Here is a 25,022-nt window from a genome sequence, read left to right on the forward strand (position 1 = left end):
ACTACGTATGCAAAGGGGAATTAGCGATGAATGAAGAAGTTGCACAGCTATTAGAACAGATTGATCTACGAAAAAATGAGTTACTAGAGCTTACAAAAACATTAATTCGTTTTGAAACACCAGCACCGCCGGCGAGAAATACAAATGAGGCGCAAGAATTTGTTGCACAGTTTCTAAGAAAACGAAATTTTTGTGTTGATAAATGGGATGTATATCCGAATGACCCGAACGTTGTTGGGGTGAAAAAAGGGATAGAAAGTGACACACATAAAAGTCTTATTATTAATGGGCATATGGATGTAGCGGAAATATCAGCAGATGAGGCGTGGGAAACGAGTCCGTTTGAGCCATTTATAAGAGATGGTTGGTTAGTTGGACGTGGTGCGGCAGATATGAAAGGGGGATTAGCTGGGGCATTATTTGCTATTCAGCTTTTACAAGAAGCAGGCATTGAATTGCCCGGAGATTTAATCTTTCAATCCGTAATCGGAGAAGAAGTTGGAGAGGCAGGTACGCTTCAATGTTGCAAAAGGGGTTATGATGCTGATTTTGCAGTCGTAGTGGATACGAGTGATTTACATATGCAAGGACAGGGGGGCGTAATTACTGGATGGATTACTGTGAAAAGCCCCCAAACGTTTCATGATGCAACACGCAGACAAATGATTCATGCTGGAGGACGTTTATTTGGAGCGAGTGCGATTGAAAAAATGATGAAAATTGTACAAAGTTTACAAGAATTAGAGCGTCATTGGGCAGTCATGAAAACATATGAAGGCTATCCATCTGGAACAACAACAATTAATCCAGCTGTTATTGAGGGCGGAAGACATGCAGCGTTTATTGCGGATGAGTGCCGGTTATGGATAACAGTACACTTTTATCCGAATGAAACACATGAACAAATAATAAAAGAAATTGAAGAGTATATTGGGAAAGTAGCAGCTGCCGATCCATGGTTAAGTGAAAATCCACCACAATTTAAGTGGGGCGGAGAATCAATGATTGTGGATCGTGGTGAAATTTTCCCTTCTTTAGAAATAGATAGTGAACATGCAGCTGTAAAAACGCTTAGCTCAGTACATGAATCAACTTTATCTAAAAATGCAATTTTAGATATGTCTGCAACGGTAACGGATGGTGGTTGGTTTAGTGAATTTCATATTCCAGCTGTTATTTACGGACCAGGTACATTAGAAGAGGCTCATTCAATAAATGAGAAAGTTGAAGTGGAACAGTTAATCGAATTTACAAAAGTAATAACAGCATTTATATATGAATGGTGTCATACGAAAAAATAGATTAGTATGTTGAAATCGTACAGGTATGTATACTTGTACGATTTTTTAGTGAACTATTTCAGAGTTGAATAGAAACAACTGAAATAGTTCTTTATTTTCTATGTCTTTCGTTTTAGTTCGATTAATTTCTCTTTTGCTAATTCAACAGCAATTGCATCATCTAAATAGCCAATTGGAAAGAGATAGTCAGGAATAATATCTGTCGATAAAATGAAATACAGTAATGCCCCTCCAAGAACTGCACGCTCTTCTTTTGGAATCGTTTCATTGCAAAATTGTTGATACATATCCGTTAATTGTTCAATGAAAGGACCAGCACTATCAATTTGTTCTAGCTTACTTGCAAAACTGTCATGAATACGTTTTTCTCCTTCTGTTGTTTGAGCATATCGTTCATAATTTTCAAGTTCTTGTTTCACACGGGTTGTTGTGTAGTCGAAATCGAATAAGTTAGAGGATTGCAGCGTTTGCTGAATGGTATCAAGAGATGTGTACATATCCGTCTTTTCTTTATTAATGTGAGGAGAATCAGGATACATTTCATCAAATAACAATTGGGGTGGAACTTGCAAACATTCTGCAAATTTTTGTAGATGTTTTTGTTTTGGCGGTTGTTTACCATTCATAATTCTTGAGATTGTTGCGGGATCAATATTTGTAAGCATTCCGAGTTGGCGCATAGATAAGGCACGTTCTTTTAAAAGTTTTTTTATTAATGTACTAAGCCGCTCATTTGGATTTTCTTTAGGCATAGCGAAGGCACTCCTTTTTGTTGTTGAAAAAATGTTGAGCATTTATTACATGTATATGAAACAGACAGGCACAGTTGCTCAACATTTTCATAAGATGCATGGAAAAGTGAGAAAAAAGGGGTGGCTGTTTATGAGTACGGCAGGTCTATTTTCAATTTTTTTAATTGGGATTGCTTCTAATTTAGATAATGCAGGTGTTGGAATTGCATATGGCATTCGTAAAATTAGAATTTCGTGGTTCAACAATTTTATCATCGCATTTTTTGGGTTTTTATTTACTTTATTAGCTGGCTTTTTTGGGAGTTGGATCGCATTATTTATTTCAGAGTTTACGGCAAATTTGATAGGGGCAATTGTTTTAGGAATAATTGGAGTGTTTATTTTATGTCAGCCTTTCTTGAGTAAAAAAGAGACCGTAGACTCTAAAGATGATAGTGTACTTATGGGGATTTTACGTGATCCGGAAAAAGCAGATTTTGATGGTTCTAAAACAATTAGTTTTTCAGAAGCAATTGTTTTGGGCGTTGCATTATCAATTAATAATATTGCAGGTGGATTTGATGCTGGGGTAACAAATTTAAACCTTTGGCTTACAGCGATTATTTCTGGTGTGTTTAGTTTTATTTGTATAAGTGGTTTTGCGTATGTAGGAAAACGGTACTTAGCAGAATACTTAGGGAAATGGGCTACGGTTATTGCGGGAGTGTTATTAATTCTTATTGGGATTGATCAGTTGTTGTAAGGAGAACAAAAAACAACGTTCGAGTATTTCCTTGGAAATATGGCAAAGGATTGCATATATCGACGTACTTTTCTCCATACTAATACGGATTTCTTTTAAAGAAAGGGGGATCCGTATGGGACGCGGAAAAGCATTTGATCATAAGAAAAAAGGGCATGACCATCAACCACCTAAAGGAGCATTCATTCATAAAGATGTAAATGAACATACTTTAGAAGAGGAAGAGCTACCAGTAAATATTGAAACGTATAAAAATAGTTTGAAAAAACATTAAAAGCACCTACATAGGTGCTTTTTTAACGTATATCTTCAATTAATTGTTCCGATTCTTCATGCATACTGTACTCACTTAATACTTGGATACAAAGCCACTTTAATTCTTCAATCGTATGCTCAAATTCTTCAGGAAGCACATGATGAACGTCTTCAAGTCCCATTCCGAAATGAATAAGTTCAAGTACTTGATCATCGATGTTCCGATCCATTAATAGTTCAAGTACTTCTAAATTGAATATGTATCGGTGAGCTTCATCGAGTGAAACAACTTTTAACTTTAAGCTTTCTACAATACTCAATATAAAAAGAAGAATTGTTTTTTCAAGAACAGGCTGTTTTCCCATTTGAAATATTAGTTTCATCTTTCACACCTCCACATATAGCGCTAGGTTGTACTATATTATTCAGGAGGGGGGAGCAAATATGCATAATATAGAGAAACTTTCAGCACGGTTTTTGTAAGGGGATCGGTAGCTAATAAAATTGAGGGTTTTATGCAAAAAAATCCTGCTAGTATAGCAGGATGGTTCTGAATTAAAAAATGCTCCAACCTTCTTGAGCAGAAAGAAGTTCAAGGATTTTAAAACCAGCGATGCTATTTCCGTTTGCATCTAAAGCTGGTCCGAAAATACCAATTCCCATTTCTCCTTTTACGCAGCCGAAAATGCCACCAGCTACACCACTTTTTGCGGGGATACCAACACGAATCGCAAATTCACCAGACTCGTTATACATACCGCATGTAACCATAAATGTTTTACAAATCTTTGTAATATGCTTAGGGATAATTTGTTTTTTCTTATATGGATCATATCCATCCATCGCAAAAATTAAGCCGATACGTGCTAAATCGATACAGTTTACCTCAACTGCACATTGACGAGTGTATAAATCCATCAGCTCTTCAATGTCACAATCGATAATTCCGTTTTGTTTCATATAGTAACAAAGTGAGCGATTTAAGTAAGCTGTCTCTAATTCTGAATTAGCAACTTTAGAAGAATAATTAATAGTAGGATTATCTGTTATTTCACGTACGAAATGAAGAATGCGCTCCATTTTTTCTTCATTATCTTTACCTGCTAACATGCTTGTAATGGCTAGTGCCCCCGCATTAATCATTGGATTAAGTGGTTTAGAAGGACTTGTCGTTTCTAACTTAATAATAGAATTAAATGGATCACCAGTTGGTTCCATTCCAACTTTAGAAAATACATATTCTTCACCACGATCTAAAAGGGCAAGTGCAAGTGTAATTACTTTTGAAATACTTTGAAGAGTGAATAGTGTTTGTGAGTTGCCAGCATGGATGTATTCTGTTTCTTTATGGAAAATGGCAATCCCTAAATCATCTGGATTGGCATTTCCTAGTTCGGGGATATAAGTAGCAAGCTTTCCTTTTTTCGTATATGGTTTTACTTGTTCTAACAACTGTTGTAAGTTGTTTGTTTCAATGCACTGCATAGTACCAACGCTCCTATTTCGAATTAACTAAGTTTACTTTTCCCGATATGCTCGGAAATAAATAATAACATGAAAAAGTGGAATGATAAAACGAAAGTTGCATGTTCTATAGAGGGTCTTTCGTTTTGAATATTCTGTAGTAAAAAAGGAGAAATTTCCTTTTATATAACAGTTTGGAAATAGGAGATTTATCCATAAAAAATTCAAAAATAAAAACTACACATCTATACAACTATATGTTATTATGGTTATGTAAATAGAAAGCGTTTTCTAAGGCGTACTTATAATGATAACGATTTCATAAATTTGATAGGGGGAATTAAAATGTTGCAGTTTCTACAACGTATTGGTAAAGCGTTAATGCTTCCAATTGCCGTACTACCAGCAGCAGGATTATTGCTTCGTTTAGGACAAGAAGACGTATTTAACATTCCTGTTATGGCACAGGCCGGTGCAGCAATTTTTGATAATTTAGCACTTATTTTTGCAATTGGTGTTGCAATCGGTTTGTCTGTTGACGGTAGTGGAGCAGCTGGACTTGCCGGAGCAATCGGATATCTTGTTTTACAAAATACAACGAATGCTCTAAGTAAGACGTATTCAGCAGCAGAGTTAAATGATAAATTAAAAAGTGTTCAAGATTTAGTCGGTTCAGTAGATCCAACTAAATTAGCAGATACAATGACAAAGGTTTCAAAAGCAGCGGCGTTAACGCCGAAAATCAATATGGCCATACTCGGTGGTATTATTGCAGGGGTTGTTGCGGGATTACTATACAACAAATTCCATAAGATTAAACTGCCAGAATGGTTAGGGTTCTTTGCAGGAAAACGTTTCGTACCAATCATTACTTCAATCGTAATGTTACTTTTAGGATTAGTATTCGGTCAAATTTGGCCAACAATTCAAAGTGGTATTGATGCAGTAGCACATGGTATCGTAAACTTAGGTTCAATTGGTGCTGGTTTATTCGGATTATTAAACCGTTTATTAATTCCAATCGGTTTACACCACGTAATGAACACATACTTCTGGTTCGTACTTGGTGACTTTACAAATGCGGCTGGCGATATCGTTCATGGTGATATTGCACGCTTCTTTGCAAAAGATCCATCAGCAGGTATGTTTATGACTGGTTTCTTCCCGATCATGATGTTCGGTTTACCAGCAGCATGTTTCGCAATGATTGCAGCTGCTAAACCAGAAAAACGTAAAATGGTTACAGGTATGTTAGGTGGTCTAGCATTAACTTCATTCTTAACTGGTATTACAGAGCCAATTGAATTCTCATTCATGTTCTTATCACCAGTATTATATGGTATTCATGCTGTATTAACAGGTCTGTCTCTATTCATTACAACAACACTTGGCATACACGATGGTTTCTCATTTAGTGCTGGGGCAATCGATTACTTCTTAAACTTCGGTATTGCAACAAAACCAGTATTATTAGCAGGAATTGGTTTAATTTACGCAGCAATTTACTTTGTAGTATTCTACTTCTTAATTAAGAAGTTCGACCTAAAAACTCCTGGTCGTGAAGATGAAGAGGAAGTAGCTGAAGGTGAAGAAGCTCCAGTTGCAGGTTCAATTGGTGAAACTTACGTAGCAGCTTTAGGTGGAAAAGAAAACTTAACAGTTATTGATAACTGTGCAACACGTCTACGCTTACAAGTGAAAGATGCTGGTCAAGTAAACGAAGCAGCATTAAAACGTGCTGGTGCAAAAGGTGTTATGAAATTAAGTAACACGAGTGTCCAAGTTATCGTAGGTACAAATGTTGAATCTGTTGCCGATGATATGAAAAAACACGTATAAATAATTAGATAAGAGGATATCCAAAAAAATTGATAACATCAGTTTTTTAGAGGGTATCCTCTTTTTTTATATTAAAAATTTAACGGGAATCTTACTTTTGTAAATTTTCTTTTTCTTTTTTGTGCATATAGGTTGGTAATATGTGCAGTGCGTGATAAAGTAGGGATGACATCGAATGGAATGTCGAAAATCTATGAAAAAGATCCGGAATGAATCTTGTGTAGTGGAATTAAATTATCGGTAAATAAGGGGAAAAAAGCAATCATGGATCACGAAAAAAATAATGCGAATGGGAAATCACGTCGGCCAATTGTATACATAAAAAGAACAATCATTCTCGTCTTACTATTTTCACTTGTATATTTCATGTATACAAAAATTGTTGCGCATAATAAGAAAGAAGAAACTTTAAAAGCAGCAGCAGAAATGAAGAAACAAGAAGAGCTAAAAAAGAAAGAAGAAAAAAAGAAGCAAGAAGCAAAAAAACAAAAAGAGCAGGAAGAACAAGTGAAGCAAGCACAAGCTGTGGAAAAGCCTGCTGAGGGACCACCTCAAGAAATTAATGAAAACGCTCAATTAGATCAATATTTGCAAAAAACAGGATTTAGCGGGACAGCGGTTATTGTGAAGAACGGAAAGGTTCTTTTGAATAAAGGATACGGTATGGCGAACAAAGAAAAACAAGTACCGAATAATTCAGAGACAACTTTTTATATTGGTTCTATTTCAAAGGCTTTTGTAGCGACTACTATTATGCAATTAAGAGATCAAAATAAGTTACATGTAGAGGATACGATTGCGAAGTATATTCCAGATTTCCCTCAAGGTAATGGTATTCAGTTAAAACATTTACTAACACATACATCAGGAATTCCAGAGTATGAGCAGGGAACAGAGGATATCTCTCATGAAGAATTGATAAAACGAATAGGAAAACAAAAGCGTATTGGAAGTCCAGGAGAGAAATGGAAGTATTCCGATTCTAACTATTCAATACTCGCCTATATTGCTGAGAAGGTAAGCGGACAACCGTTAGAAGAGTATATTAAACAACATATTTTTGCTACTGCTGGTATGAAACATTCTGGTTTTGGTAGAGAGCTAGAACAAACAAGATTTCCATCGACAGGTTATAAAATAGTAAATAACAATATGACAACACCTAATATTCCAAGTATGTCACAACTTTATGGTTGTGGTGATATATATACAAGTGCCCATGATTTATATTTATTTAATGAAGCGCTCTTCTCTGGAAAGTTGATTTCAAAAGAAAGCTACGATCAAATGTTTACAGGTGGAAAAAAAGATTACGGGTTTGGATGGTATGTAGACCCGGGAAGTTACTCGAACCACGGTGTAATGCCAGGCTGGAACTGTTTAAATGGATTTAGTAAAAATGGAAGTGTATATGTCGTTTTATTATCTAACATTCAAAACAATATTAAATCCTTTGGTAAAGTGAATAATGACATTTATACGATGTTACGAAATATTGAAGTGTAAGAGACTATCTTATTGGATAGTCTTTTTTTATTGAGGAAGTGTATGTGCAATGGGATAATGAAATAAAGTGAAACTTTGATCAGTCGGGGGTTTCTTCATCCCCTACTGATTATTAGTTGAACCAATCGGGATTTTACGGGCAGTCGATCCCCACCTAACTTCCTTGCTTTTGCTGAATTTTGAAGTGGGGGTCTTACTGCCCGGCGAATAGCGGGATAAATGGAAAAGGGGGAGGGATATGAGCATACATAGGTATCACGCACGTAATGCGAAACGCATTTTTTTGTATCTGTCATCATTGTATGGATTATCGTCGCAATTGGATTAGTGATGGAATATAAAAAAGGGACGCTATTCACTTCGGAGAAAGAAAATTTGAAATTAATAAGTGTTGTAATACCGGCATTTGGATTATTAATATATAGCTTTATAGAAAAACGAAGATCAAAAATGCTCAAACAGGAAAATTATAATATAGAGACTTCTGAATTATTGGAGCAACAAAAATTTGTTGTTCGCAAAGAGGTAGGAGTATTTCAAGTGATTACATACTTTGGATTAGATGGCAGTGCAGTAGGATTTTTAAAAGAAGAGTATGATTTTGTGATTCAAAGTATATGGCAAGCTGTACTCTCTTTTCTTTTTAAGGGACTACATAAGCAACAATTTTATTTATATAATCACTCGGGAGAAAGATTATTGCGTGTTCAAAAGAAGATGGGAGTACGCAACTTTTATATTTTTTCTAATGTAGATGGAAAGAAAATTGGAGAGTTGAAACAAGTACTAAGTTTAACAAAGTGGGAATGGATTTTTTTAGGGGTGGATGGTAAAGAATGTGGTAAAGTGACTGGGGATCTTTCAGCAACAATGCAGAAAATAGACTGGCGAGATGGAACGCATATTGATGTGAAAGAAGATGGTATTCCATTAGAAGCTGTTAAGTATTTTTCGGCAAGCGGTGGTTCTCTTGTTACAGCTTATATAAGTGAACAGGCAGCATTACCGAGAGCGGTTTATTATAGTGTCTCTGCGATAGTTACAATTAAAAATTAAGATATAAAAAAAGATAGATGGGATACCATCTATCTTTTTTGTAATTAGAACATATTGTTTCGTTGAAAAATGTATGTCTTACCTATCACAAAAAAAGTCTGCTTTGTATACATTAAGATGTATGGATATATTTTTATAATTTAAAAATAATAGGAGGAGAAGTGTATGTGTTTATTTGGTAATTATTGGAAAAGGTTATCGAGATTGTTTAATAGACAATTAGATTATTTTTTAGATAATAAGTTATTACCTGCTGTGGAACGACTTTTATTTTCACAAAACTTCGCGAGATTTATTCAAAGAAACTCTAAGCAAGCTACGGAAGAATTTATTGAATCAAGTAGATTTCAATCTATTATTTGTAACATTTTAAAAGAATGTAATACATCACCTTTTAAAGAAATTGCAGAGCAGTATTTGGGTAAAAACGTAGAAATTACGGTGACAGTTGGACAGTTAACAGGTGTGATTGTAGCAATTGGTGATGATTTCTTAACACTGCAAGAAGGAATAGGAACAGAAGTTTTATTGCCATTTACAAGTATTATATCAATTAAAGAAGCGTAAGAAAGGAGACTTATATATGTTATTTACTGAAGAATTACGTAATCATGTTGGTGAGCTAGTGCAAGTTGTGACAGCGGCCGAAATTGTTGCAGGTATTCTGTTATCTGTGACAGACGGGGCAGTAAGTGTTCGTACTTCTCCTTCTTATGGACCACCGGAAGATGTAGTTGTACGTATTCCTATCATTTCTTATGTTCGCTTGGAAGGGTAAGCGTGGTACAAGTATGAGGGTATCAGTTATTATTCCAGCGCATAATGAAGCGAGTACTTTATCACAAGTTTTAGTAGAAGTGGAGAAATTGAAACCATATGAAATTATCGTAGTAGATAATGGATCGACAGACGGAACAAAAGAAATAGCCTTACAACATCATTGCCATGTCATTTATTATAAATATTCTCTTGGTAATGATGTTGGACGGGCAATTGGTGCAAGAGAAGCGAAAGGCGACATTGTTTTGTTTTTAGACGGTGATATCGTCATTGATAATAAAGAGCTACAACGTTTTATAAAAGGCATTCAGCAAGGTCACCAAATTGTTGTGAATAATTTAACATGGTCTGTTTATTTAAAGATGAGACCGCATTATACGACAGTTGGCAAATTTATGTTGAATCGTTATTTGAATAAAAAAGAGCTTGTTGTTGGATCTTTAATCGCAATTCCGCATGCAATGAGTAGGGAAGTTATTCAAAAATTTGGTTGGTGGAATTTAGCGGATCCAGCATTATTTCAAGCGATAGCGATGTCTAGAGGAGTAGATATTGTTGATATGGCTTCTGTCGATGTCATTCATACAAATAAAGTGCGTCCCGTTCATACTGGTACATCACCTGGCTCTCCTTATCCGAAAGCGACTAGTCGTATTATGGGGGATCATTTACGTGCTTTGCAATACGTAATCGAAATATATGGTAAGCGTGGTGGCTTTTCGGAAGGAAATAGGGATAGAGCATTTATAGGAAAGTATAAACCAGTTTTATTACAAAAGAAAAAAGCGAAATATAGTGCGATTATCCCAGTATCAGAAGAAAAGACGACTATAAGATCTGTTATACAAGAAGTGAAAAAATCAGGTGTAGATGAAATTATAGTTGTTGCGAATGGAGCGGACGTTGAGACAATTAAACAAGCGAAGCTAGAGAATGTCATTGTTATTGAATTTGAGGAAGCGCTTGGACATAATGTAGCCCGAGCGATAGGAGCTATGCATGCTACGGCCGATATTTGTTTATTTGTCGATGGTGATTTTGTTATTCCAGGAAAAAAACTAATTCCATTTTTACATGCTATTGAAGATGGAAATGATGTGGCATTGAATGATTTACAGTGTTTATTAGATATGTTTCATCCGGCAGACCCAATTAGCATGGGAAAATATTTTGTGAATTTAGTAGCGAAACGACCAGATTTATGGAATAACTCATTAACGGCAGTACCACATGCTATGCATAAAAAAGTAATAGAGAAAATCGGATATGATTCTCTTATCATTCCGCCACTCGCTCAAATGAAAGCTATTTTGGAGGGATTCTCTATTACAGCGGTAGAATTTGTAGATGTTATAAAAACAAATCGAGTACGCCCAGAGCAACATGGATTTGTAAATGGGCGTATTCCGGCATTCGATCGTATTTTCGGTGATCAACTCGAGGCGATTGCATATTTATTGCAATCCACAGACGAGCGCGGGAGTTTTACAGATGGAGAGCGGGATAGAAATATCATTCAACAATTGAGAAAGGAAGAAGAGAATACAGATGAATGTTAGTAGTACAGTTGCCATTATCGGATTAGGATATGTTGGTCTTCCTTTGGCAGTTCATTTTGCAGAGAGAGGACATACAGTACTTGGATTAGATAAAGATACTAGAAAAATAGAATCAATTATACAGGGAGAAAGTTATATTCCAGATGTTTCTTCTAAATTGTTACAAAGTTTATTGACTAGAAAAAAATTAATAGTAAATACACCGGATCAAGGTATTGCTGATTTTCAAAATAGTGATTACGTTATTGTCACTGTCCCAACCCCAATTAATGAACAAAGAGAACCAGACTTAAGTGCCCTCATTTCAGCTTCGCATTATATACAACAAAACCTTCAAAAAGGACAAACCTTCATTTTCGAAAGTTCCACATATCCAGGTACGCTCGAGGAAGTTATTATTCCGATTATTTCTCAAACAGGAAAAAAGGTAGGAGAAGATTTCTATATTGGATATTCTCCTGAGAGAATTGATCCAGCTAATAGTCAATATTCCGTTCAAACGATTCCAAAAGTCATTAGTGGACAAACAGAAATGTGTAAACAAAAAGTACAGGCTTTGTATAGCACTATATTTGATGTAGTTGTTCCAGTTAGCTCCCCGAAAGTAGCAGAAATGTGTAAGCTATTTGAAAATATTCAGCGCTTAGTCAATATTTCATTAGTAAATGAGTTAAATATACTATGTGAAAGTTTAGGAATTGATTTTTATGAGGCACTTGAAGCGGCATCTACAAAACCGTTTGGATTTACGCCGTATTGGCCAGGACCAGGGATAGGGGGACACTGTATTCCGGTAGATCCTTTATATTTCCAGTGGAGAATAAAAAAGAATGGAGCAATGAGTCGATTAATTGAGGCGGCACATGTAATTAATGAGGAAATGCCAGAAAAAATGGTCCGGAAAGTAAAAGGTGTGGTGCAATCACCTGCAACGGTTTTAATTGTAGGGATTGCATATAAAAAAGATGTAAATGACTTAAGAGAATCACCAGCGTTACCAATTATTGAATTGTTAATAAAAGAAGGATATGAGATAGAGTATCACGATCCATATATTTCTTCTGCAAAATTTGGAGATAAGGTGTATCAATCTGTTTCTTTGGATGAACAAGTCGTTAAACAAGCGGATTGTATTTTAATTTTAACAGATCACTCTAATATCGATTGGAAGATTTTTAAAGGGATAAAGCAAGTCGTAGATACACGTGGAATTATAAAGAAGGTGAGTGTATGAGTAAGAAATGTTTAATTACAGGTGGAGCAGGATTTATTGGATCACATTTAGCTGAAGAGCTGGTGAAAAGAGGTTATGATGTCACTATCGTTGATAATTTCTATAAAGGGAAAAATAAATATCATGATGAGTTAATGAAAGAAATTCGGGTTATTCCAATAAGTGTTTTAGATCGAAATTCTATTTATGAATTAGTGAATCAACATGATGTAGTGTTTCATTTAGCAGCAATTTTAGGTGTGAAAACGACAATGGAAAAGAGCATAGAGCTTATTGAAACGAATTTTGATGGAACGAGAAACATTTTACAAGCAGCGCTAAAAGGAAAGAAGAAAGTTGTTTTTGCGTCTACTTCAGAAGTATATGGTAAGGCAAAGCCACCCTTTTCTGAAGTAGGAGATCGATTATACGGTGCAACTTCTAAAATACGTTGGAGTTATGCAGTTTGTAAAACGTTAGAAGAAACATTATGTTTAGGATACGGTTTAGAAGGCTTACCTGTAACGATTGTTCGTTATTTTAATATTTATGGTCCAAGAGCGAAAGATGGTCCGTATGCAGGGGTAATCCCGCGATTTATCCGCGCAGCACTGCAAGGAGAAGACATTCTCGTATATGGAGATGGAAAACAGACACGTTGTTTTACGTATGTAAGTGATGCGGTAGAGGCAACGATTCGAGCAATGGATGAGAAGGTAAATGGTGAGATTATTAATATAGGTTCTGAGAATGAAAAGAGTATAAAAGAAGTAGCAGAAGTAATTAAAAAGCTAACGAAATCTTCTTCAAAGATTGTTCAAGTTCCTTTCGAAGAGGTATATCCACATGGCTTTGAAGAAATTCCAAATAGAAGACCAGATGTAACGAAATTAAGAGAACTTGTTCAATTTCAAGCGAAAGTAACGTGGGAACAAGGGTTGAAAGAAACTATTAAATGGTTTCGTGAAGAAAACAATGGCTAAGTCACTATCGATTATTATACCTGTATGTAATGAAGCGGATACGATTTCAGACGTTATTCAATCGGCAAAAGGATTAAATCCAGTAGAGATTATTGTAGTAGCAAACGGTTGTAATGATGGAACAGAAGAGGTTGCTGATCGTTTAGGGTGTAAAGTAATCAAGTATACAGAGCTACTGGGGAATGATGTTGGCCGTGCAGTTGGCGCAAAACACGCGATAGGTGACGTATTACTATTTATAGATGGAGATTTTGCTATTCAAACTTCAAAGTTACAATTATTCCTAAATCCAATTTTACATGATCAGGCCGACATCGTTTTAAATAATTTGGATGCGTTATTTTTAAAGAAACAAAAACCGCACTCAGTGACAGTATGGCGCCAAATATTAAATGCAATGCTAGAGCGTGAAGAGTTAAAGATTGATTCTTTATTATCTGTACCTCACGCGTTGACGAAAGAAGTTGTTCAAAGCATTGGGTATGAATGTTTTGTTAATCCTATTGTCGCTCATTTACGCCTTATTCAAAGCAAATGGAGAATTAGTCGACATTGTGCAATTGACGTTATTACACCAAATAAATTTCGGCCGACCGAGCATGCTGCGTATGGCACGGGTCTTTCTCATTCTGAAAAAAGGATGATAGGTGACCATATAGAAGCTGTAGCGGAGCGAATAGTAGGTAGCGATGAACGCGGAGGGTATTATGATGGAAATAGGAAAAGAGATAGTGTCTATCATACTTTAGATTTTAAAGATTTTTATCAAGGATGGGGCGTTACATCGAATTTGTATAAGGGAAAGCAATTATCGGTCATTATTCCTGTACAAGATGAAGAGAAAACAATTGGAAACGTTATAGAAGAGCTTCGCAAAATTGAACCTTTTGAAATTATCGTTGTTGTAAATGGTTCGTCTGATCAAACAGCAACGATTGCAAAAGAAAAGGGAGCAACGACAATTGTATATAAAGAAGCACTCGGAAATGATGTGGGGCGCTCACTTGGAACGTATTTCGCAAAAGGAGAAATTGTGTTATTTATAGACGGCGATTTTGTTATTCCAGCGAGTGAGTTATATCCTTTTGCGAAAGCTATTGCAGATGGAACAGACGTTGCATTAAATGATCTAAATCATTATTTAGATTTAAGAGTACCGCTTCATCTTGTAACTGCATTTAAATATGCATTAAATTTAGCTTGTGATAGAAAAGATCTAGGCGTAGGCTCTCTTATCGCTGTACCGAATGCGTTTAGTCGTAAGTGTTTGAAAGAAATTGGATATAGATCTTTACTGGCACCGTGTGTAGCTCAAGTGAAAGCTATTCTTTCAGGATTTGAAGTTGCATGTGTAAGTCGTGTTGAAGTCGATAAGATGAACCGTATTCGACCCAGTGAACATTTTGCTAAAATAGGTCATCCACCAGCTGTACTTCGAATTATTGGTGATCATATAGAAGGGTTAGAGCAATTAATTGTATTAACAGGCAGTCGTGGTGGATTCCATGATGGAAATAGAAAAAGAGATATTTTATCCGACTTTAATGGGCAGTAAGACCCCCACTGATTAAAGTTTCATTTTATAGGTAACAAAAAAGTGTACATATGTACACTTTTTTGTTCTGCTATAAAAACTATAACAGATTAGGAGATGAGAGTATTACAGCTCTACAATGGGTATTGTTCTTATATTACAAAATAGGACTCGTATATAAGAATACCAAAAAAATACAATTAAGGAAAGGGTTAATTTTAAAGACTTTCAAATGAAGTTAACACTATGTATATAGTAGTTTGCTCAATATTTCACAAACATGTCACAACTATTTCGTTCACTTTCGTAAAAAAGTAGTATTCTAAGTGTGTAAGCTGTTATATAAAAAATCTTAGTCCTGTACTAATCAAAAATGGAGGAGATTAGGATGACTCAAGTATTAGAAAATGTTAAAAACGCATGGGAAAACTTTAAAGGTGAAAAATGGAAAGCAGAGATTGATGTTCGCGATTTCATTTTAAATAATGTAAACGTTTACGAGGGAGATGAATCTTTCTTAGCGGGAGCAACTGAAGCAACGAAACAACTTTGGGATCAAGTAATGGATTTAACAACGAAAGAACGTGAAAACGGTGGCGTTCTTGATATGGATACAAAAATTGTTTCTTCTATTACATCACATGAACCAGGATATTTAAATAAAGAGACTGAAAAAGTAGTCGGTTTCCAAACTGATAAACCATTTAAACGTTCTTTACAACCATATGGTGGTATTCGTATGGCGGAACAAGCTTGTGAATCTTATGGATACGAAATGGATAAAGAGCTTAGTCGTATTTTCAGAGATTGGAGAAAAACTCATAACCAAGGCGTATTTGATGCTTATACACCAGAAATGAGAGCTGCTCGTAAATCAGGTGTTATTACTGGTCTTCCGGATGCATACGGACGTGGACGTATTATCGGTGACTACCGCCGCGTAGCATTATATGGAGTAGATCATTTAATTGAAGCGAAGAAAGTAGATTTAAATTTAACTGGCGGTGTAATGAGTGAAGATATAATGCGTTTACGCGAAGAGTTATCTGAGCAAATACGTGCACTTCAAGAGTTAAAACAAATGGCTGCTTCTCATGGCTTTGATATTTCTAAGCCAGCAACAACTGCTCAAGAAGCATTCCAATGGCTATACTTCGCATATCTTGCAGCAATTAAAGAGCAAAACGGAGCTGCAATGAGTCTTGGCCGTACTTCTACATTCTTAGATATTTATATTGAAAGAGATTTAGCAAATGGTACTTTAACAGAAGAAGACGTACAAGAAATTGTGGATCACTTCATTATGAAATTACGTCTTGTGAAATTTGCAAGAACACCTGATTATAATGAATTATTCTCTGGTGACCCAACTTGGGTAACTGAGTCTATCGGCGGTATGGCATTAGATGGCCGTCCATTAGTAACAAAGAACTCATTCCGTTTCTTGCATACACTAGATAATTTAGGACCAGCTCCAGAACCAAACTTAACAGTTCTTTGGTCTAAACAATTACCACAGAACTTTAAAAACTACTGTGCGAAAATGTCTATTAAAACATCAGCAATTCAATATGAAAATGATGACATTATGCGTGCTGACTACGGCGATGATTACGGAATTGCTTGTTGTGTATCTGCAATGAGAATTGGTAAACAAATGCAGTTCTTCGGCGCACGTGCAAACTTAGCAAAAGCATTACTATATGCAATTAACGGTGGTAAAGATGAAAAATCTAAAGCACAAGTTGGTCCTGAGTATGCACCGATTACTTCTGAAGTATTAGATTATGAAGAAGTTATGCATAAGTTTGATATGACAATGGAATGGTTAGCGGGTCTATATTTAAACACATTAAATGTTATTCACTACATGCACGATAAATATAGCTACGAGCGTATTGAGATGGCACTTCATGATACAAATGTTCTTCGTACAATGGCAACAGGTATCGCGGGTCTATCTGTAGTAGCAGACTCTTTAAGTGCAATTAAATACGCAAAAGTAAAACCAATTCGCGATGAAAACGGAATTGCAGTTGACTTTGAAATCGAAGGAGATTTCCCTAAATACGGTAACAATGATGACCGTGTAGATGAAATTGCTGTAAATCTTGTGAAAACATTTATGAATAAACTTCGTAAACACAAAACATATAGAAATTCTGTTCATACAATGTCAATCTTAACAATCACATCTAACGTTGTATACGGTAAGAAAACTGGTAACACTCCAGATGGTCGCCGTACTGGAGAACCATTTGCACCAGGTGCGAACCCAATGCATGGACGTGATACAAAAGGTGCGTTAGCTTCATTATTATCTGTAGCTAAATTACCATATGAAGATGCACAAGATGGCATTTCTAATACATTCTCTATTATTCCAAAAGCACTTGGTAAAGAGGATGAAGTACAAGTACGTAACTTAGTATCAATGCTTGATGGTTATGCAGTAAAAGAAGGACATCACTTAAATATTAACGTATTTAACCGTGAAACATTAATGGATGCAATGGAACATCCTGAGAAATATCCACAATTAACAATTCGCGTATCTGGTTACGCTGTAAACTTTATTAAATTAACTCGTGAACAACAAATCGATGTAATTAACCGTACAATGCATGAAAGCATGTAAATGAAAAAAGTGTCCCTCTGCATTTTATAAATAGCAGAGGGAGGCTGTTTCAATAAAGGAGGAAGTAACATGGTAAAAGGAAGAATTCATTCTGTAGAGTCTTGTGGTACTGTTGATGGCCCAGGAATTCGTTATGTCATATTTACACAAGGGTGTTTATTACGTTGTCAATATTGTCATAATGCTGATACGTGGGAGATCGGTAAAGGAAAAGAAATAACAGTCGAAGAAGTAATGCAGGATGTGACATGTTACCTTCCTTTTATTGAAGCTTCCGGAGGCGGTATAACAGTTAGTGGTGGGGAACCATTATTACAATTAGATTTCTTAATTGAATTATTTAAGAAATGTAAGGAAATTGGAATTCATACAACAATTGATTCTTCAGGGGGTTGTTATTCTGAAGAACCAGAATTCCAAAATAAGCTAGATATTTTAATGGAGTACACAGATTTAGTTTTATTGGATTTGAAACATATTGATTCAAAGAAACATCGTAAATTAACAGGAAAACCAAATGAACATATTTTACAATTTGCTCGTTATTTATCGGATAAAAATAAACCGATTTGGGTGCGACACGTATTAGTTCCTGGTATTACTGATAATGAGGAGGATCTACAAAAACTATCTAGTTTTATTCAAAGTCTGTCTAATGTTCAGAAAGTTGAAGTGCTACCATACCATAAGCTTGGTGTATATAAATGGGAGGCACTTGGGCATAAGTATCCACTCGCAAATGTAGAACCGCCTACTGAAAAAAATGTAGAAGAAGCAAGACATATTTTACAAGCAGTCTAATCCAAATATTGGGTTAGGCTTTTTGCTTTCTTTACAATAAAACCTAGAGTATATATGGAGAAAAGAGTATACTGAAAATAGAATATCCATATTTTTGTAAGGAATAAGTGGAGAAATTTACATAATTGTAAAGGGAAATCAAAATAGTAAAAAGAATTAAGAAGTAAAAGAGTGAGTATCATGGAATAGAGAACATTTGTAAGTTATTGCGAAAGCTCTTATAGGAAAGTATAATGTAAAGATATGAGCACAGATAGGATTAAGGGGTCAATCTTATATGCTTTGCATATCCACGACAGGTACATAGCTGAAAGAGAAATATTAGAGTCTGTTTATGTAATTTTTAAGGAAAATGTTTTTCCTATTGTCGTATATGCAATATGGAGAAACAATAAGCTAGGAGTGGATTTGTTTGATAAAAAACCCCAAGGTTTTAATATTAACTGCACATTACGGAAACGGTCATGTGCAAGTAGCGAAAACATTAGAACAAACATTTCGCCAAAAAGGAATTAAAGATGTAATTGTATGCGATTTGTTCGGAGAATCACATCCGGTTATAACCGATATTACAAAATATTTATATTTAAAAAGTTATACAATAGGAAAAGAATTGTACCGCTTGTTTTATTATGGCGTAGAAAAAATTTATGATAAAAAAATAGCATCTTGGTATGCTAATTTTGGAAGAAAACGTTTGAAATTACTTTTACAAGCGGAGAAACCGGATATTGTTATTAATACCTTTCCGATTATAGCTGTACCAGAATTAAAAAAGCAAACAGGTATTTCAATTCCTGTGTATAACGTATTAACGGATTTTTGTGTGCACAAAATATGGATTCATCGGGAAGTAGATCGTTATTTTGTAGCAACTGATCACGTAAAAAAAGTTATGGTTGATATTGGTGTGCCTGCGGAGCAAATTGTTGAAACTGGAATTCCGATTCGTAGTAGTTTTGAGTTAAAGATCAATTCAGATATTATATATAATAAATATCAGTTATGTAAGAATAAAAAGATTTTACTAATTGTAGCAGGTGCTCATGGAGTATTAGGAAGTGTAAAAGAACTATGCCAATCATTTATGTCAGTACCTGATTTACAAGTAGTTGTCGTTTGTGGGAAAAATGAAGCGTTAAAACAGGATTTATTAGGGTTACAGGAAAAAAATCCTGATGCATTAAAAGTGTTTGGTTATGTAGAAAATATTGATGAACTATTCCGTGTTACTTCTTGTATGATTACAAAGCCAGGCGGTATTACGTTAAGTGAAGCGGCAGCATTGCAAGTACCTGTCATTTTATATAAGCCTGTTCCAGGACAAGAAAATGAAAATGCGATGTACTTTGAAAGAAAAGGGGCTGCAGTTGTCATTCGTGATGATAGTGAGGTTTTTGCAAAAACAGAGGCGTTATTACAAGATGATATGAAGCTTCTTCAAATGAAAGAAGCGATGAAAAGCATTTATCGCCCAGAGCCAGCTGATCATATTGTGGATACAATTTTGGCAGAAAATCATGTAGAACCGAATCATATACCTATTAAATCACCTGCTCTTGCACAATCATTTACTTAATATGAAACCCTCTTTTGTATGTTTAAAGAGGGTTTTTTATTGTTTTCCAAGATAAAGACTTATCCACATGAAGAGTGCGCTTTCATTAAACAGTAAAGTCGGAATATTAACAACTATATCCACATTATCCACAATTTTTAGAAAAATATCCACAATTCTAACATTTGATGTGCGTTACAACATACAAACTTGTGAAGGGTTTTTGTAATTTATTCACAATTCTATCAATTCTGTGGATAACGTTATCCACAGAAAAAAGGTTCCTTATTTATAAGGAACCTTTTTTCTACTCTATCACGTAGAAAAAATATGTAATGAGAATGAATAATTAGGGGGGAGAACTTCTAATTATTCATTCTCACTTTAAATACTTTTTGAGCGATAACCCGCTGCGCGATCTGCTTTACGAAATTCTCGTTGGTAGAGAACTTCTTGTGTACTAGATAATGCGTTTTTTGCTTTGTCACGTTTCTTTTTATCCATTACAAATCACCTCGTGTCCTAAAGTTACTATATATCGTTTCCAGAGACATGGGGTGATATACGTATATATCAAAATGTTAATGGTTAATTATTATTTCTGAAAATTTAGATTACGCTTCTTTTAAGTGATGAGAATCTTGGAACGTTGTATCTCGCATTGTAGCAAGTGTATATTGATCTTTTGGAATTTCATATAAGTTATATACTTCTTCATTCGCGTTAATTTCATCATAAACGGATTTTCTTGTTTCGTTTGCTAGATTTACATATTGTAATTTTTCTGCAGCTTTAATAGAACGAATATTTATTTTGCGAATACGCATAAAGATCGTTTCAATATCTAACTCGTAGAAAAGTTCGCTAAAAAATGAATCTTTTGCCAATTTATTGTAGCCTTTTCCGTGATAAGGTTTGCCAAGCCATGTTCCAAGGAAGCCGGCTTTTTCTTGCACATCAAATAAAGTAATTGTTCCGATAGGGTTACCCCATTCGTCTAAAATTGTGCGTGAAATTAATTCCCCACGCTCTTCAGCTTCAATCGTTTGTTTCGTTAAAAATAAATATTCCTCATAAGAATAAGCCTTTTGACGCACAAAAGGGAAGACAGCTGGATCCACCATTAACTCGTATAGAACGTGGCTGTCGTGTAAGTCGCGTTTTTTCAACATACTAACTCCTCCTCACACGAGGGTAGCATGACGAAAAAACACCCCACCCTCGAAATTTTTATATCAATCTTTAAAAAATTTCGGGGTGGGAATCGAACCCACTAGAACCAGTTTCTAACGCTGGTGGCGCACCATTTGCCTTCCCCATTCATCAATTTGAAAATGATAATCACGACACAAATTGATTATGGTTTCATTCAGTTTATAATCGTATAATACTTTATCTAGTCAAAAAAATAAACTAGTTTTTTTTATTTTTTTTGTAAATTATTTTTCCATCAATCATAGTTAGTACAGGCTTGGCTAAATAATGGAAAGGATGATGGGTCCAGAGCACAAGATCGGCGTCTTTTCCAGTCTCAATGCTTCCAATTCTATCCTCTAAACGTAAATTTCGCGCTGGAAATATAGTGATTCCTTCTAGTGCAGTTTTTTCGTCTAATCCTTCCCTTACTGCGACAGCAGCACAAACATTTAAATATTGAATGGGTGTATAGGGGTGATCTGTTGTGATGGAAACTTCCACTCCATTTTTTGATAATATATGGTAAGTATCCCATGTTTTATTTTTTAGTTCGATTTTAGAACGGCGTGTAAGCGTGGGGCCAACTGAAACCTTCAAATTGTGTTTTGAAAGCTCTTCAACAATAAAGTGTCCTTCTGTACAATGTTCAATACGTAAATCAAGATTGAACTCTGTTGCAAAGCGTAGAGCAGAACTAATATCATCTGCTCGGTGAGCGTGGATACGTACGGGTATTTCACGGCGTAATGCTTTTAAGATAGGAAGCATTCGAAAATCAGCTTCATGCCCGTAGTGCTGTGCTTCATAGAATGATTCCCGAAGTAATCCCATAATTCCCATACGCGTAATGGACTCTTTTGTGCCATTACTATGGACCTTTTTAGGATTTTCTCCAAAGGCAATCTTTAAGCCAGCAGGCTCTTGAATAATCATATGATCAATACAAGTTCCAGCTGTTTTTATTACACAAGTCGTACCACCGATAATGTTTTGACTTCCTGGCATAACGTGAACAGTTGTGATTCCATTTTGTACCGCATCTTGAAATGCAATATCAAAAGGGTGAATTCCGTCCAAAGAACGGATATGTGGTGTTGAAACTTCAGATGTTTCATTTGCGTCATTGCCAGCCCAACCAGTACCTTCATCATAGAGACCAAGATGGGTATGGACATCAATAAATCCAGGTAAGAGATGAAGAGCACGTGCGTCTATAACTGTCATATCTTGAGTAGGTTGAATGGAAGGCTTGACCTCAGCAATTTTTTCTCCTATAACGAGTACATCCCCTTGAAATTTTTGGGATGTAATAGGATAGACAATGGCTTGTTTGAGCAATATTTTCATAGGTACCTCATTTCTGTTACTTTATAATGTTAATGGAATGTAAAGGAAAGTAACTGAAAGATTATTTGTGTAATAATGCTCCGGATGCTAGAAAATGAAAGTTTTGAAAGGGCCCTCTGTAAAATTGTGTTTTAGAAGTACTACATTGTATGCGAAAGTATATTTTGTAATGCATGGTCTATTGACGGAAATGTGTATTGATACCCATGCTCAATTGCTTTACTAGGTAATACATGTTGCCCTTCTAGTACAAGTATGCTCATTTCACCAAGTAAAGCATGAAGCATGAATGAAGGGACAGGTAACCAATGAGGTTTTTTTATGATAGTTGCAATGATTTCTCCAAATTCCTTCATTCTTATAGGCTCGGGAGCTGTAATGTTAAGAGGTCCATCAATTTCTTCTTTGTGTATGATGAAATCAATCATGCAAGCGACATCATTTATATGAATCCATGATAACCATTGGTTTCCAGACCCGACTGTACCTCCGATATAAAATTGATAGGGAAGTAGCATCTTTGGAAGAGCTCCTCCGTCTGGCCCTAATACGACTCCGAATCTTGCGTAGATTGTTCGTATTCCGAGAGAACGTGCTTTAGATGCTTCTTGTTCCCATGAATATACTGTATTTGCTAAAAAGTCATTTCCAGGAGTCGCATGCTGTTCTGTAAAAGACTCAGTTTCAGACGTTCCGTAGTATCCAATTGCGCTTGCGTTAATAAATGTGTGTGGTTTTGTGGGGAGTGCCTGCAATTGTTTAATGAGTCCTTTTGTTGTTTGAATTCTACTGTTTAAAATGACTTTCTTTTGTTTCTTTGTCCATCTACTATTAATAGACTCTCCAGCTAGATTAATAACTACATCAATAGAAGAGAGGGGGAAGGTTTGTAAATCTGGTGTCCATTGTACATACTGAAGGTTAGGATCGGAAGTTTCAGCAGTTTTTTTTCGCGAGAGAATGTAAACAGTATATCCTTTTTGAATAAAAAAAGTAGAAAGGTATTTACCGATAAAACCGGTACCACCAGAAATTGCGATTTTCACAATTATTTCCTCCTCATTATATATATTCTTGAAAAGCAAAAACGTTCCTTGACTATGTTAAAATAATAGAGAGGTGAGAGTATGGCTGTCATTACAAAAATAGAAGTGCAAAAACGATCGAAAGAACGGTTTAATATTTATATCGATAAAGGTCAAGGTGAAGAATACGGATTTAGTGTGAATGAAGTAATCTTAATAAAACACGGATTACAAAAGGGCTTAGAAATTGATGAAATAGCGTTAGGAAATATTTTGTACAATGAAGAGGTACAAAAAGCATATTTACAAGCAATTTCCTATTTATCCTATCAAATGAGAACGAAACTAGAAATAGAAGATTTTTTACGAAAAAAAGAAGTGGGACAAGCCATCATCTCTGAAGTCGTTTCGAAATTATTACATGACCGATATATTAATGATAAAGAGTATGCTATTTTATATACGAGAACACAAAGTAATGTGAATCGAAAAGGTCCAACGGTTATTAAAAGAGAGTTGTTAAATAAAGGTGTTCAGGATCTAATTATTACGCACAGTTTACAAGAATATCCGAAGGAAAAGCAAATTGAGAATGCTTTAATTCTTATAGAAAAGAAAAAGAAATCTTATCAAAAGCATTCCTTTTTACAAATGAAGCTAAAGTTAGACGAAATGCTTGTTCGTAAAGGATATTCTAGAGATGTGATTCAAATTTGTTTGGAAGAATTGAAAGACGAAAAAGATGACGAAAAGCAACAAGAAGCGTTACACTATCATGGGAATAAATATTATGAGAAATATAAGAAGTATGATGGATGGACATTTGAAAATAAGATGAAACAAGCGTTATATCGTAAAGGATTCTCTATTGATGAGATAGAGATATTTTTACAAATGAAACGCGAAGAGGGATGAGGGAATAAAATGAATATGCCAAAACGCTACAGTGAAATGACACCATATGAGCTAAGGGAAGAAATTGGGGTTTTGAAAGAGCAAGCGATAAAAGCTGAGCAACTTGGAATTGTAAATGAGTTCGATGTATTAATGCGAAAGATAGCAATGGCTCGCGCTTATATGACTGACATAAACAAATTCCATATCGGTGAGACATATGAATTAGTAGAAGAACCTGGTATATTATTTGAAATTACGTATTTCAATGGGGTATTTGCTTGGGGACATAAGCAAAATGATAATGAAGAGATTGGAATACCGATTTCTTTATTGCAAGAAAAATAAAAACCAGAGAGCGAATATCTCTCTGGTTTTCATCTTTGGTAGGCGTTACAGGAGATAGGAGATTCTAAAATTGGCGTTTTTTACATTCATTCGCCAATATAATGAGAGACTGGGTTTGTTGCGTCTGTCCGTTAACTTGCGCTTTTGCATGTTTCGGACGAGTCCACGTATGGTTAAATAATTCAGAACGACTATCTAAGCGATCACGGTAGCTCATCTTTATCACCTCG

General features: G+C 35.4%; 24 protein-coding genes and 1 pseudogene. 17 read left to right on the plus strand and 8 right to left on the minus strand.

The window, feature by feature from the left end:
* The first annotated feature begins 26 nt into the window (after nucleotides 1–26).
* A complete protein-coding gene (locus RTP99_RS18845; RefSeq protein WP_001001562.1) occupies nucleotides 27–1,301 on the plus strand; it encodes an acetylornithine deacetylase in 1,275 nt (424 codons plus the stop codon).
* Between the two features lie 98 nt (nucleotides 1,302–1,399).
* Here the strand turns inward: RTP99_RS18845 and RTP99_RS18850 are convergent, their stop codons facing one another.
* The gene (locus RTP99_RS18850; RefSeq protein ID WP_001123724.1) at nucleotides 1,400–2,053 is read right to left on the minus strand and encodes a helix-turn-helix domain-containing protein; all 654 of its coding nucleotides are present in this window, start codon (nucleotides 2,051–2,053) and stop codon (nucleotides 1,400–1,402) included.
* A gap of 130 nt (nucleotides 2,054–2,183) precedes the next feature.
* Between RTP99_RS18850 and ytaF the strand changes: the two genes are divergently transcribed.
* Both ytaF and RTP99_RS18860 read left to right on the plus strand, forming a co-directional pair.
* On the plus strand, nucleotides 2,184–2,795 hold the full coding sequence (gene ytaF / locus RTP99_RS18855; protein WP_000100734.1) for a sporulation membrane protein YtaF: 612 nt from the start codon (nucleotides 2,184–2,186) through the stop codon (nucleotides 2,793–2,795).
* 115 nt (nucleotides 2,796–2,910) lie between these two features.
* The gene (locus RTP99_RS18860) at nucleotides 2,911–3,069 is read left to right on the plus strand and encodes a hypothetical protein (protein ID WP_000532411.1); all 159 of its coding nucleotides are present in this window, start codon (nucleotides 2,911–2,913) and stop codon (nucleotides 3,067–3,069) included.
* 22 nt (nucleotides 3,070–3,091) lie between these two features.
* Here RTP99_RS18860 and RTP99_RS18865 read toward each other — a convergent pair whose 3' ends face one another.
* Together RTP99_RS18865 and glsA are read right to left on the minus strand one after the other, a co-directional pair.
* Nucleotides 3,092–3,433, minus strand: coding sequence for a DUF3969 family protein (locus RTP99_RS18865; RefSeq protein ID WP_000766605.1), 342 nt, complete (start codon nucleotides 3,431–3,433; stop codon nucleotides 3,092–3,094).
* A gap of 172 nt (nucleotides 3,434–3,605) precedes the next feature.
* A complete protein-coding gene (gene glsA / locus RTP99_RS18870; RefSeq protein WP_001149853.1) occupies nucleotides 3,606–4,535 on the minus strand; it encodes a glutaminase A in 930 nt (309 codons plus the stop codon).
* 324 nt (nucleotides 4,536–4,859) lie between these two features.
* Between glsA and nagE the strand changes: the two genes are divergently transcribed.
* From nagE to RTP99_RS18930, 12 genes and pseudogenes are all read left to right on the plus strand, one after another.
* Nucleotides 4,860–6,353: an N-acetylglucosamine-specific PTS transporter subunit IIBC gene (nagE, locus tag RTP99_RS18875; RefSeq protein ID WP_000938882.1), complete on the plus strand. Its 1,494-nt coding sequence runs from the start codon at nucleotides 4,860–4,862 to the stop codon at nucleotides 6,351–6,353.
* 264 nt (nucleotides 6,354–6,617) lie between these two features.
* Nucleotides 6,618–7,859 (plus strand): serine hydrolase domain-containing protein, encoded by a 1,242-nt coding sequence (locus tag RTP99_RS18880; protein WP_000349477.1) that lies wholly within the window; start codon nucleotides 6,618–6,620, stop codon nucleotides 7,857–7,859.
* A 238-nt stretch (nucleotides 7,860–8,097) separates the two neighbouring features.
* Nucleotides 8,098–8,915, plus strand: a pseudogene (locus tag RTP99_RS18885) (sugar ABC transporter ATP-binding protein).
* Between the two features lie 165 nt (nucleotides 8,916–9,080).
* On the plus strand, nucleotides 9,081–9,482 hold the full coding sequence (locus tag RTP99_RS18890; protein ID WP_000335523.1) for an LSm family protein: 402 nt from the start codon (nucleotides 9,081–9,083) through the stop codon (nucleotides 9,480–9,482).
* 16 nt (nucleotides 9,483–9,498) lie between these two features.
* Nucleotides 9,499–9,693: an LSm family protein gene (locus RTP99_RS18895; RefSeq protein WP_000899480.1), complete on the plus strand. Its 195-nt coding sequence runs from the start codon at nucleotides 9,499–9,501 to the stop codon at nucleotides 9,691–9,693.
* Nucleotides 9,674–11,254, plus strand: coding sequence for a glycosyltransferase family 2 protein (locus RTP99_RS18900; RefSeq protein ID WP_000458459.1), 1,581 nt, complete (start codon nucleotides 9,674–9,676; stop codon nucleotides 11,252–11,254). The genes RTP99_RS18895 and RTP99_RS18900 overlap by 20 nt, the downstream gene beginning before the upstream one ends.
* Entirely contained in the window at nucleotides 11,244–12,488 is a 1,245-nt protein-coding gene (locus RTP99_RS18905) for a nucleotide sugar dehydrogenase (protein WP_001103214.1), read from the plus strand. The genes RTP99_RS18900 and RTP99_RS18905 overlap by 11 nt, the downstream gene beginning before the upstream one ends.
* Nucleotides 12,485–13,450, plus strand: a complete 966-nt coding sequence (locus RTP99_RS18910; RefSeq protein WP_000037036.1) for an NAD-dependent epimerase/dehydratase family protein — start codon at nucleotides 12,485–12,487, stop codon at nucleotides 13,448–13,450. Before RTP99_RS18905 ends, RTP99_RS18910 begins: the two co-directional genes overlap by 4 nt.
* On the plus strand, nucleotides 13,443–15,005 hold the full coding sequence (locus tag RTP99_RS18915) for a glycosyltransferase family 2 protein (protein ID WP_001129987.1): 1,563 nt from the start codon (nucleotides 13,443–13,445) through the stop codon (nucleotides 15,003–15,005). The genes RTP99_RS18910 and RTP99_RS18915 overlap by 8 nt, the downstream gene beginning before the upstream one ends.
* Nucleotides 15,006–15,372: 367 nt before the next feature.
* Nucleotides 15,373–17,622 carry a formate C-acetyltransferase gene (pflB, locus tag RTP99_RS18920; RefSeq protein ID WP_000195491.1) on the plus strand — a complete coding sequence of 750 codons (2,250 nt, stop codon included), beginning with the start codon at nucleotides 15,373–15,375 and terminating at the stop codon, nucleotides 17,620–17,622.
* A 69-nt stretch (nucleotides 17,623–17,691) separates the two neighbouring features.
* Nucleotides 17,692–18,423, plus strand: a complete 732-nt coding sequence (gene pflA, locus RTP99_RS18925) for a pyruvate formate-lyase-activating protein (RefSeq protein WP_000238472.1) — start codon at nucleotides 17,692–17,694, stop codon at nucleotides 18,421–18,423.
* A 412-nt stretch (nucleotides 18,424–18,835) separates the two neighbouring features.
* Nucleotides 18,836–20,002, plus strand: coding sequence for a diglucosyl diacylglycerol synthase (locus RTP99_RS18930; protein WP_000594712.1), 1,167 nt, complete (start codon nucleotides 18,836–18,838; stop codon nucleotides 20,000–20,002).
* 363 nt (nucleotides 20,003–20,365) lie between these two features.
* On the opposite strand, the gene RTP99_RS18935 is transcribed toward RTP99_RS18930, so the two are convergent.
* The 4 genes from RTP99_RS18935 to RTP99_RS18950 all read right to left on the minus strand — a co-directional run bounded on the left by RTP99_RS18935 (nucleotide 20,366) and on the right by RTP99_RS18950 (nucleotide 23,571).
* Nucleotides 20,366–20,485, minus strand: a complete 120-nt coding sequence (locus RTP99_RS18935; protein ID WP_000358480.1) for a YfhE family protein — start codon at nucleotides 20,483–20,485, stop codon at nucleotides 20,366–20,368.
* Between the two features lie 110 nt (nucleotides 20,486–20,595).
* Complete coding sequence (locus RTP99_RS18940) at nucleotides 20,596–21,153, minus strand: GNAT family N-acetyltransferase (protein WP_000914741.1); 558 nt, start codon at nucleotides 21,151–21,153, stop codon at nucleotides 20,596–20,598.
* A 241-nt stretch (nucleotides 21,154–21,394) separates the two neighbouring features.
* A complete protein-coding gene (locus RTP99_RS18945; RefSeq protein WP_000698300.1) occupies nucleotides 21,395–22,525 on the minus strand; it encodes an amidohydrolase in 1,131 nt (376 codons plus the stop codon).
* A 140-nt stretch (nucleotides 22,526–22,665) separates the two neighbouring features.
* The gene (locus RTP99_RS18950; protein ID WP_000684391.1) at nucleotides 22,666–23,571 is read right to left on the minus strand and encodes a TIGR01777 family oxidoreductase; all 906 of its coding nucleotides are present in this window, start codon (nucleotides 23,569–23,571) and stop codon (nucleotides 22,666–22,668) included.
* A gap of 81 nt (nucleotides 23,572–23,652) precedes the next feature.
* Here RTP99_RS18950 and recX point away from each other — a divergent pair, with 81 nt between their 5' ends.
* Both recX and RTP99_RS18960 read left to right on the plus strand, forming a co-directional pair.
* A complete protein-coding gene (gene recX / locus RTP99_RS18955; RefSeq protein WP_000268520.1) occupies nucleotides 23,653–24,465 on the plus strand; it encodes a recombination regulator RecX in 813 nt (270 codons plus the stop codon).
* A gap of 9 nt (nucleotides 24,466–24,474) precedes the next feature.
* The gene (locus RTP99_RS18960; RefSeq protein WP_001057035.1) at nucleotides 24,475–24,792 is read left to right on the plus strand and encodes a YfhH family protein; all 318 of its coding nucleotides are present in this window, start codon (nucleotides 24,475–24,477) and stop codon (nucleotides 24,790–24,792) included.
* Nucleotides 24,793–24,856: 64 nt separating this feature from the next.
* Here RTP99_RS18960 and RTP99_RS18965 read toward each other — a convergent pair whose 3' ends face one another.
* On the minus strand, nucleotides 24,857–25,009 hold the full coding sequence (locus RTP99_RS18965; RefSeq protein WP_000122093.1) for a YpzG family protein: 153 nt from the start codon (nucleotides 25,007–25,009) through the stop codon (nucleotides 24,857–24,859).
* Nucleotides 25,010–25,022 lie beyond the last annotated feature (13 nt).

The organism is Bacillus sp. (in: firmicutes) (assembly GCF_031983925.1).
Classification (GTDB): domain Bacteria; phylum Bacillota; class Bacilli; order Bacillales; family Bacillaceae_G; genus Bacillus_A; species Bacillus_A pacificus.

Coding starts and splice junctions, on each gene's coding strand:
- RTP99_RS18845 (WP_001001562.1), top strand. CDS start 27: ATGAATGAAGAAGTTGCACAGCTATTAGAACAGATTGATCTACGAAAA.
- RTP99_RS18850 (WP_001123724.1), bottom strand. CDS start 2,053: ATGCCTAAAGAAAATCCAAATGAGCGGCTTAGTACATTAATAAAAAAA.
- ytaF (WP_000100734.1), top strand. CDS start 2,184: ATGAGTACGGCAGGTCTATTTTCAATTTTTTTAATTGGGATTGCTTCT.
- RTP99_RS18860 (WP_000532411.1), top strand. CDS start 2,911: ATGGGACGCGGAAAAGCATTTGATCATAAGAAAAAAGGGCATGACCAT.
- RTP99_RS18865 (WP_000766605.1), bottom strand. CDS start 3,433: ATGAAACTAATATTTCAAATGGGAAAACAGCCTGTTCTTGAAAAAACA.
- glsA (WP_001149853.1), bottom strand. CDS start 4,535: ATGCAGTGCATTGAAACAAACAACTTACAACAGTTGTTAGAACAAGTA.
- nagE (WP_000938882.1), top strand. CDS start 4,860: ATGTTGCAGTTTCTACAACGTATTGGTAAAGCGTTAATGCTTCCAATT.
- RTP99_RS18880 (WP_000349477.1), top strand. CDS start 6,618: ATGGATCACGAAAAAAATAATGCGAATGGGAAATCACGTCGGCCAATT.
- RTP99_RS18890 (WP_000335523.1), top strand. CDS start 9,081: ATGTGTTTATTTGGTAATTATTGGAAAAGGTTATCGAGATTGTTTAAT.
- RTP99_RS18895 (WP_000899480.1), top strand. CDS start 9,499: ATGTTATTTACTGAAGAATTACGTAATCATGTTGGTGAGCTAGTGCAA.
- RTP99_RS18900 (WP_000458459.1), top strand. CDS start 9,674: ATGTTCGCTTGGAAGGGTAAGCGTGGTACAAGTATGAGGGTATCAGTT.
- RTP99_RS18905 (WP_001103214.1), top strand. CDS start 11,244: ATGAATGTTAGTAGTACAGTTGCCATTATCGGATTAGGATATGTTGGT.
- RTP99_RS18910 (WP_000037036.1), top strand. CDS start 12,485: ATGAGTAAGAAATGTTTAATTACAGGTGGAGCAGGATTTATTGGATCA.
- RTP99_RS18915 (WP_001129987.1), top strand. CDS start 13,443: ATGGCTAAGTCACTATCGATTATTATACCTGTATGTAATGAAGCGGAT.
- pflB (WP_000195491.1), top strand. CDS start 15,373: ATGACTCAAGTATTAGAAAATGTTAAAAACGCATGGGAAAACTTTAAA.
- pflA (WP_000238472.1), top strand. CDS start 17,692: ATGGTAAAAGGAAGAATTCATTCTGTAGAGTCTTGTGGTACTGTTGAT.
- RTP99_RS18935 (WP_000358480.1), bottom strand. CDS start 20,485: ATGGATAAAAAGAAACGTGACAAAGCAAAAAACGCATTATCTAGTACA.
- RTP99_RS18940 (WP_000914741.1), bottom strand. CDS start 21,153: ATGTTGAAAAAACGCGACTTACACGACAGCCACGTTCTATACGAGTTA.
- RTP99_RS18945 (WP_000698300.1), bottom strand. CDS start 22,525: ATGAAAATATTGCTCAAACAAGCCATTGTCTATCCTATTACATCCCAA.
- recX (WP_000268520.1), top strand. CDS start 23,653: ATGGCTGTCATTACAAAAATAGAAGTGCAAAAACGATCGAAAGAACGG.
- RTP99_RS18960 (WP_001057035.1), top strand. CDS start 24,475: ATGAATATGCCAAAACGCTACAGTGAAATGACACCATATGAGCTAAGG.
- RTP99_RS18965 (WP_000122093.1), bottom strand. CDS start 25,009: ATGAGCTACCGTGATCGCTTAGATAGTCGTTCTGAATTATTTAACCAT.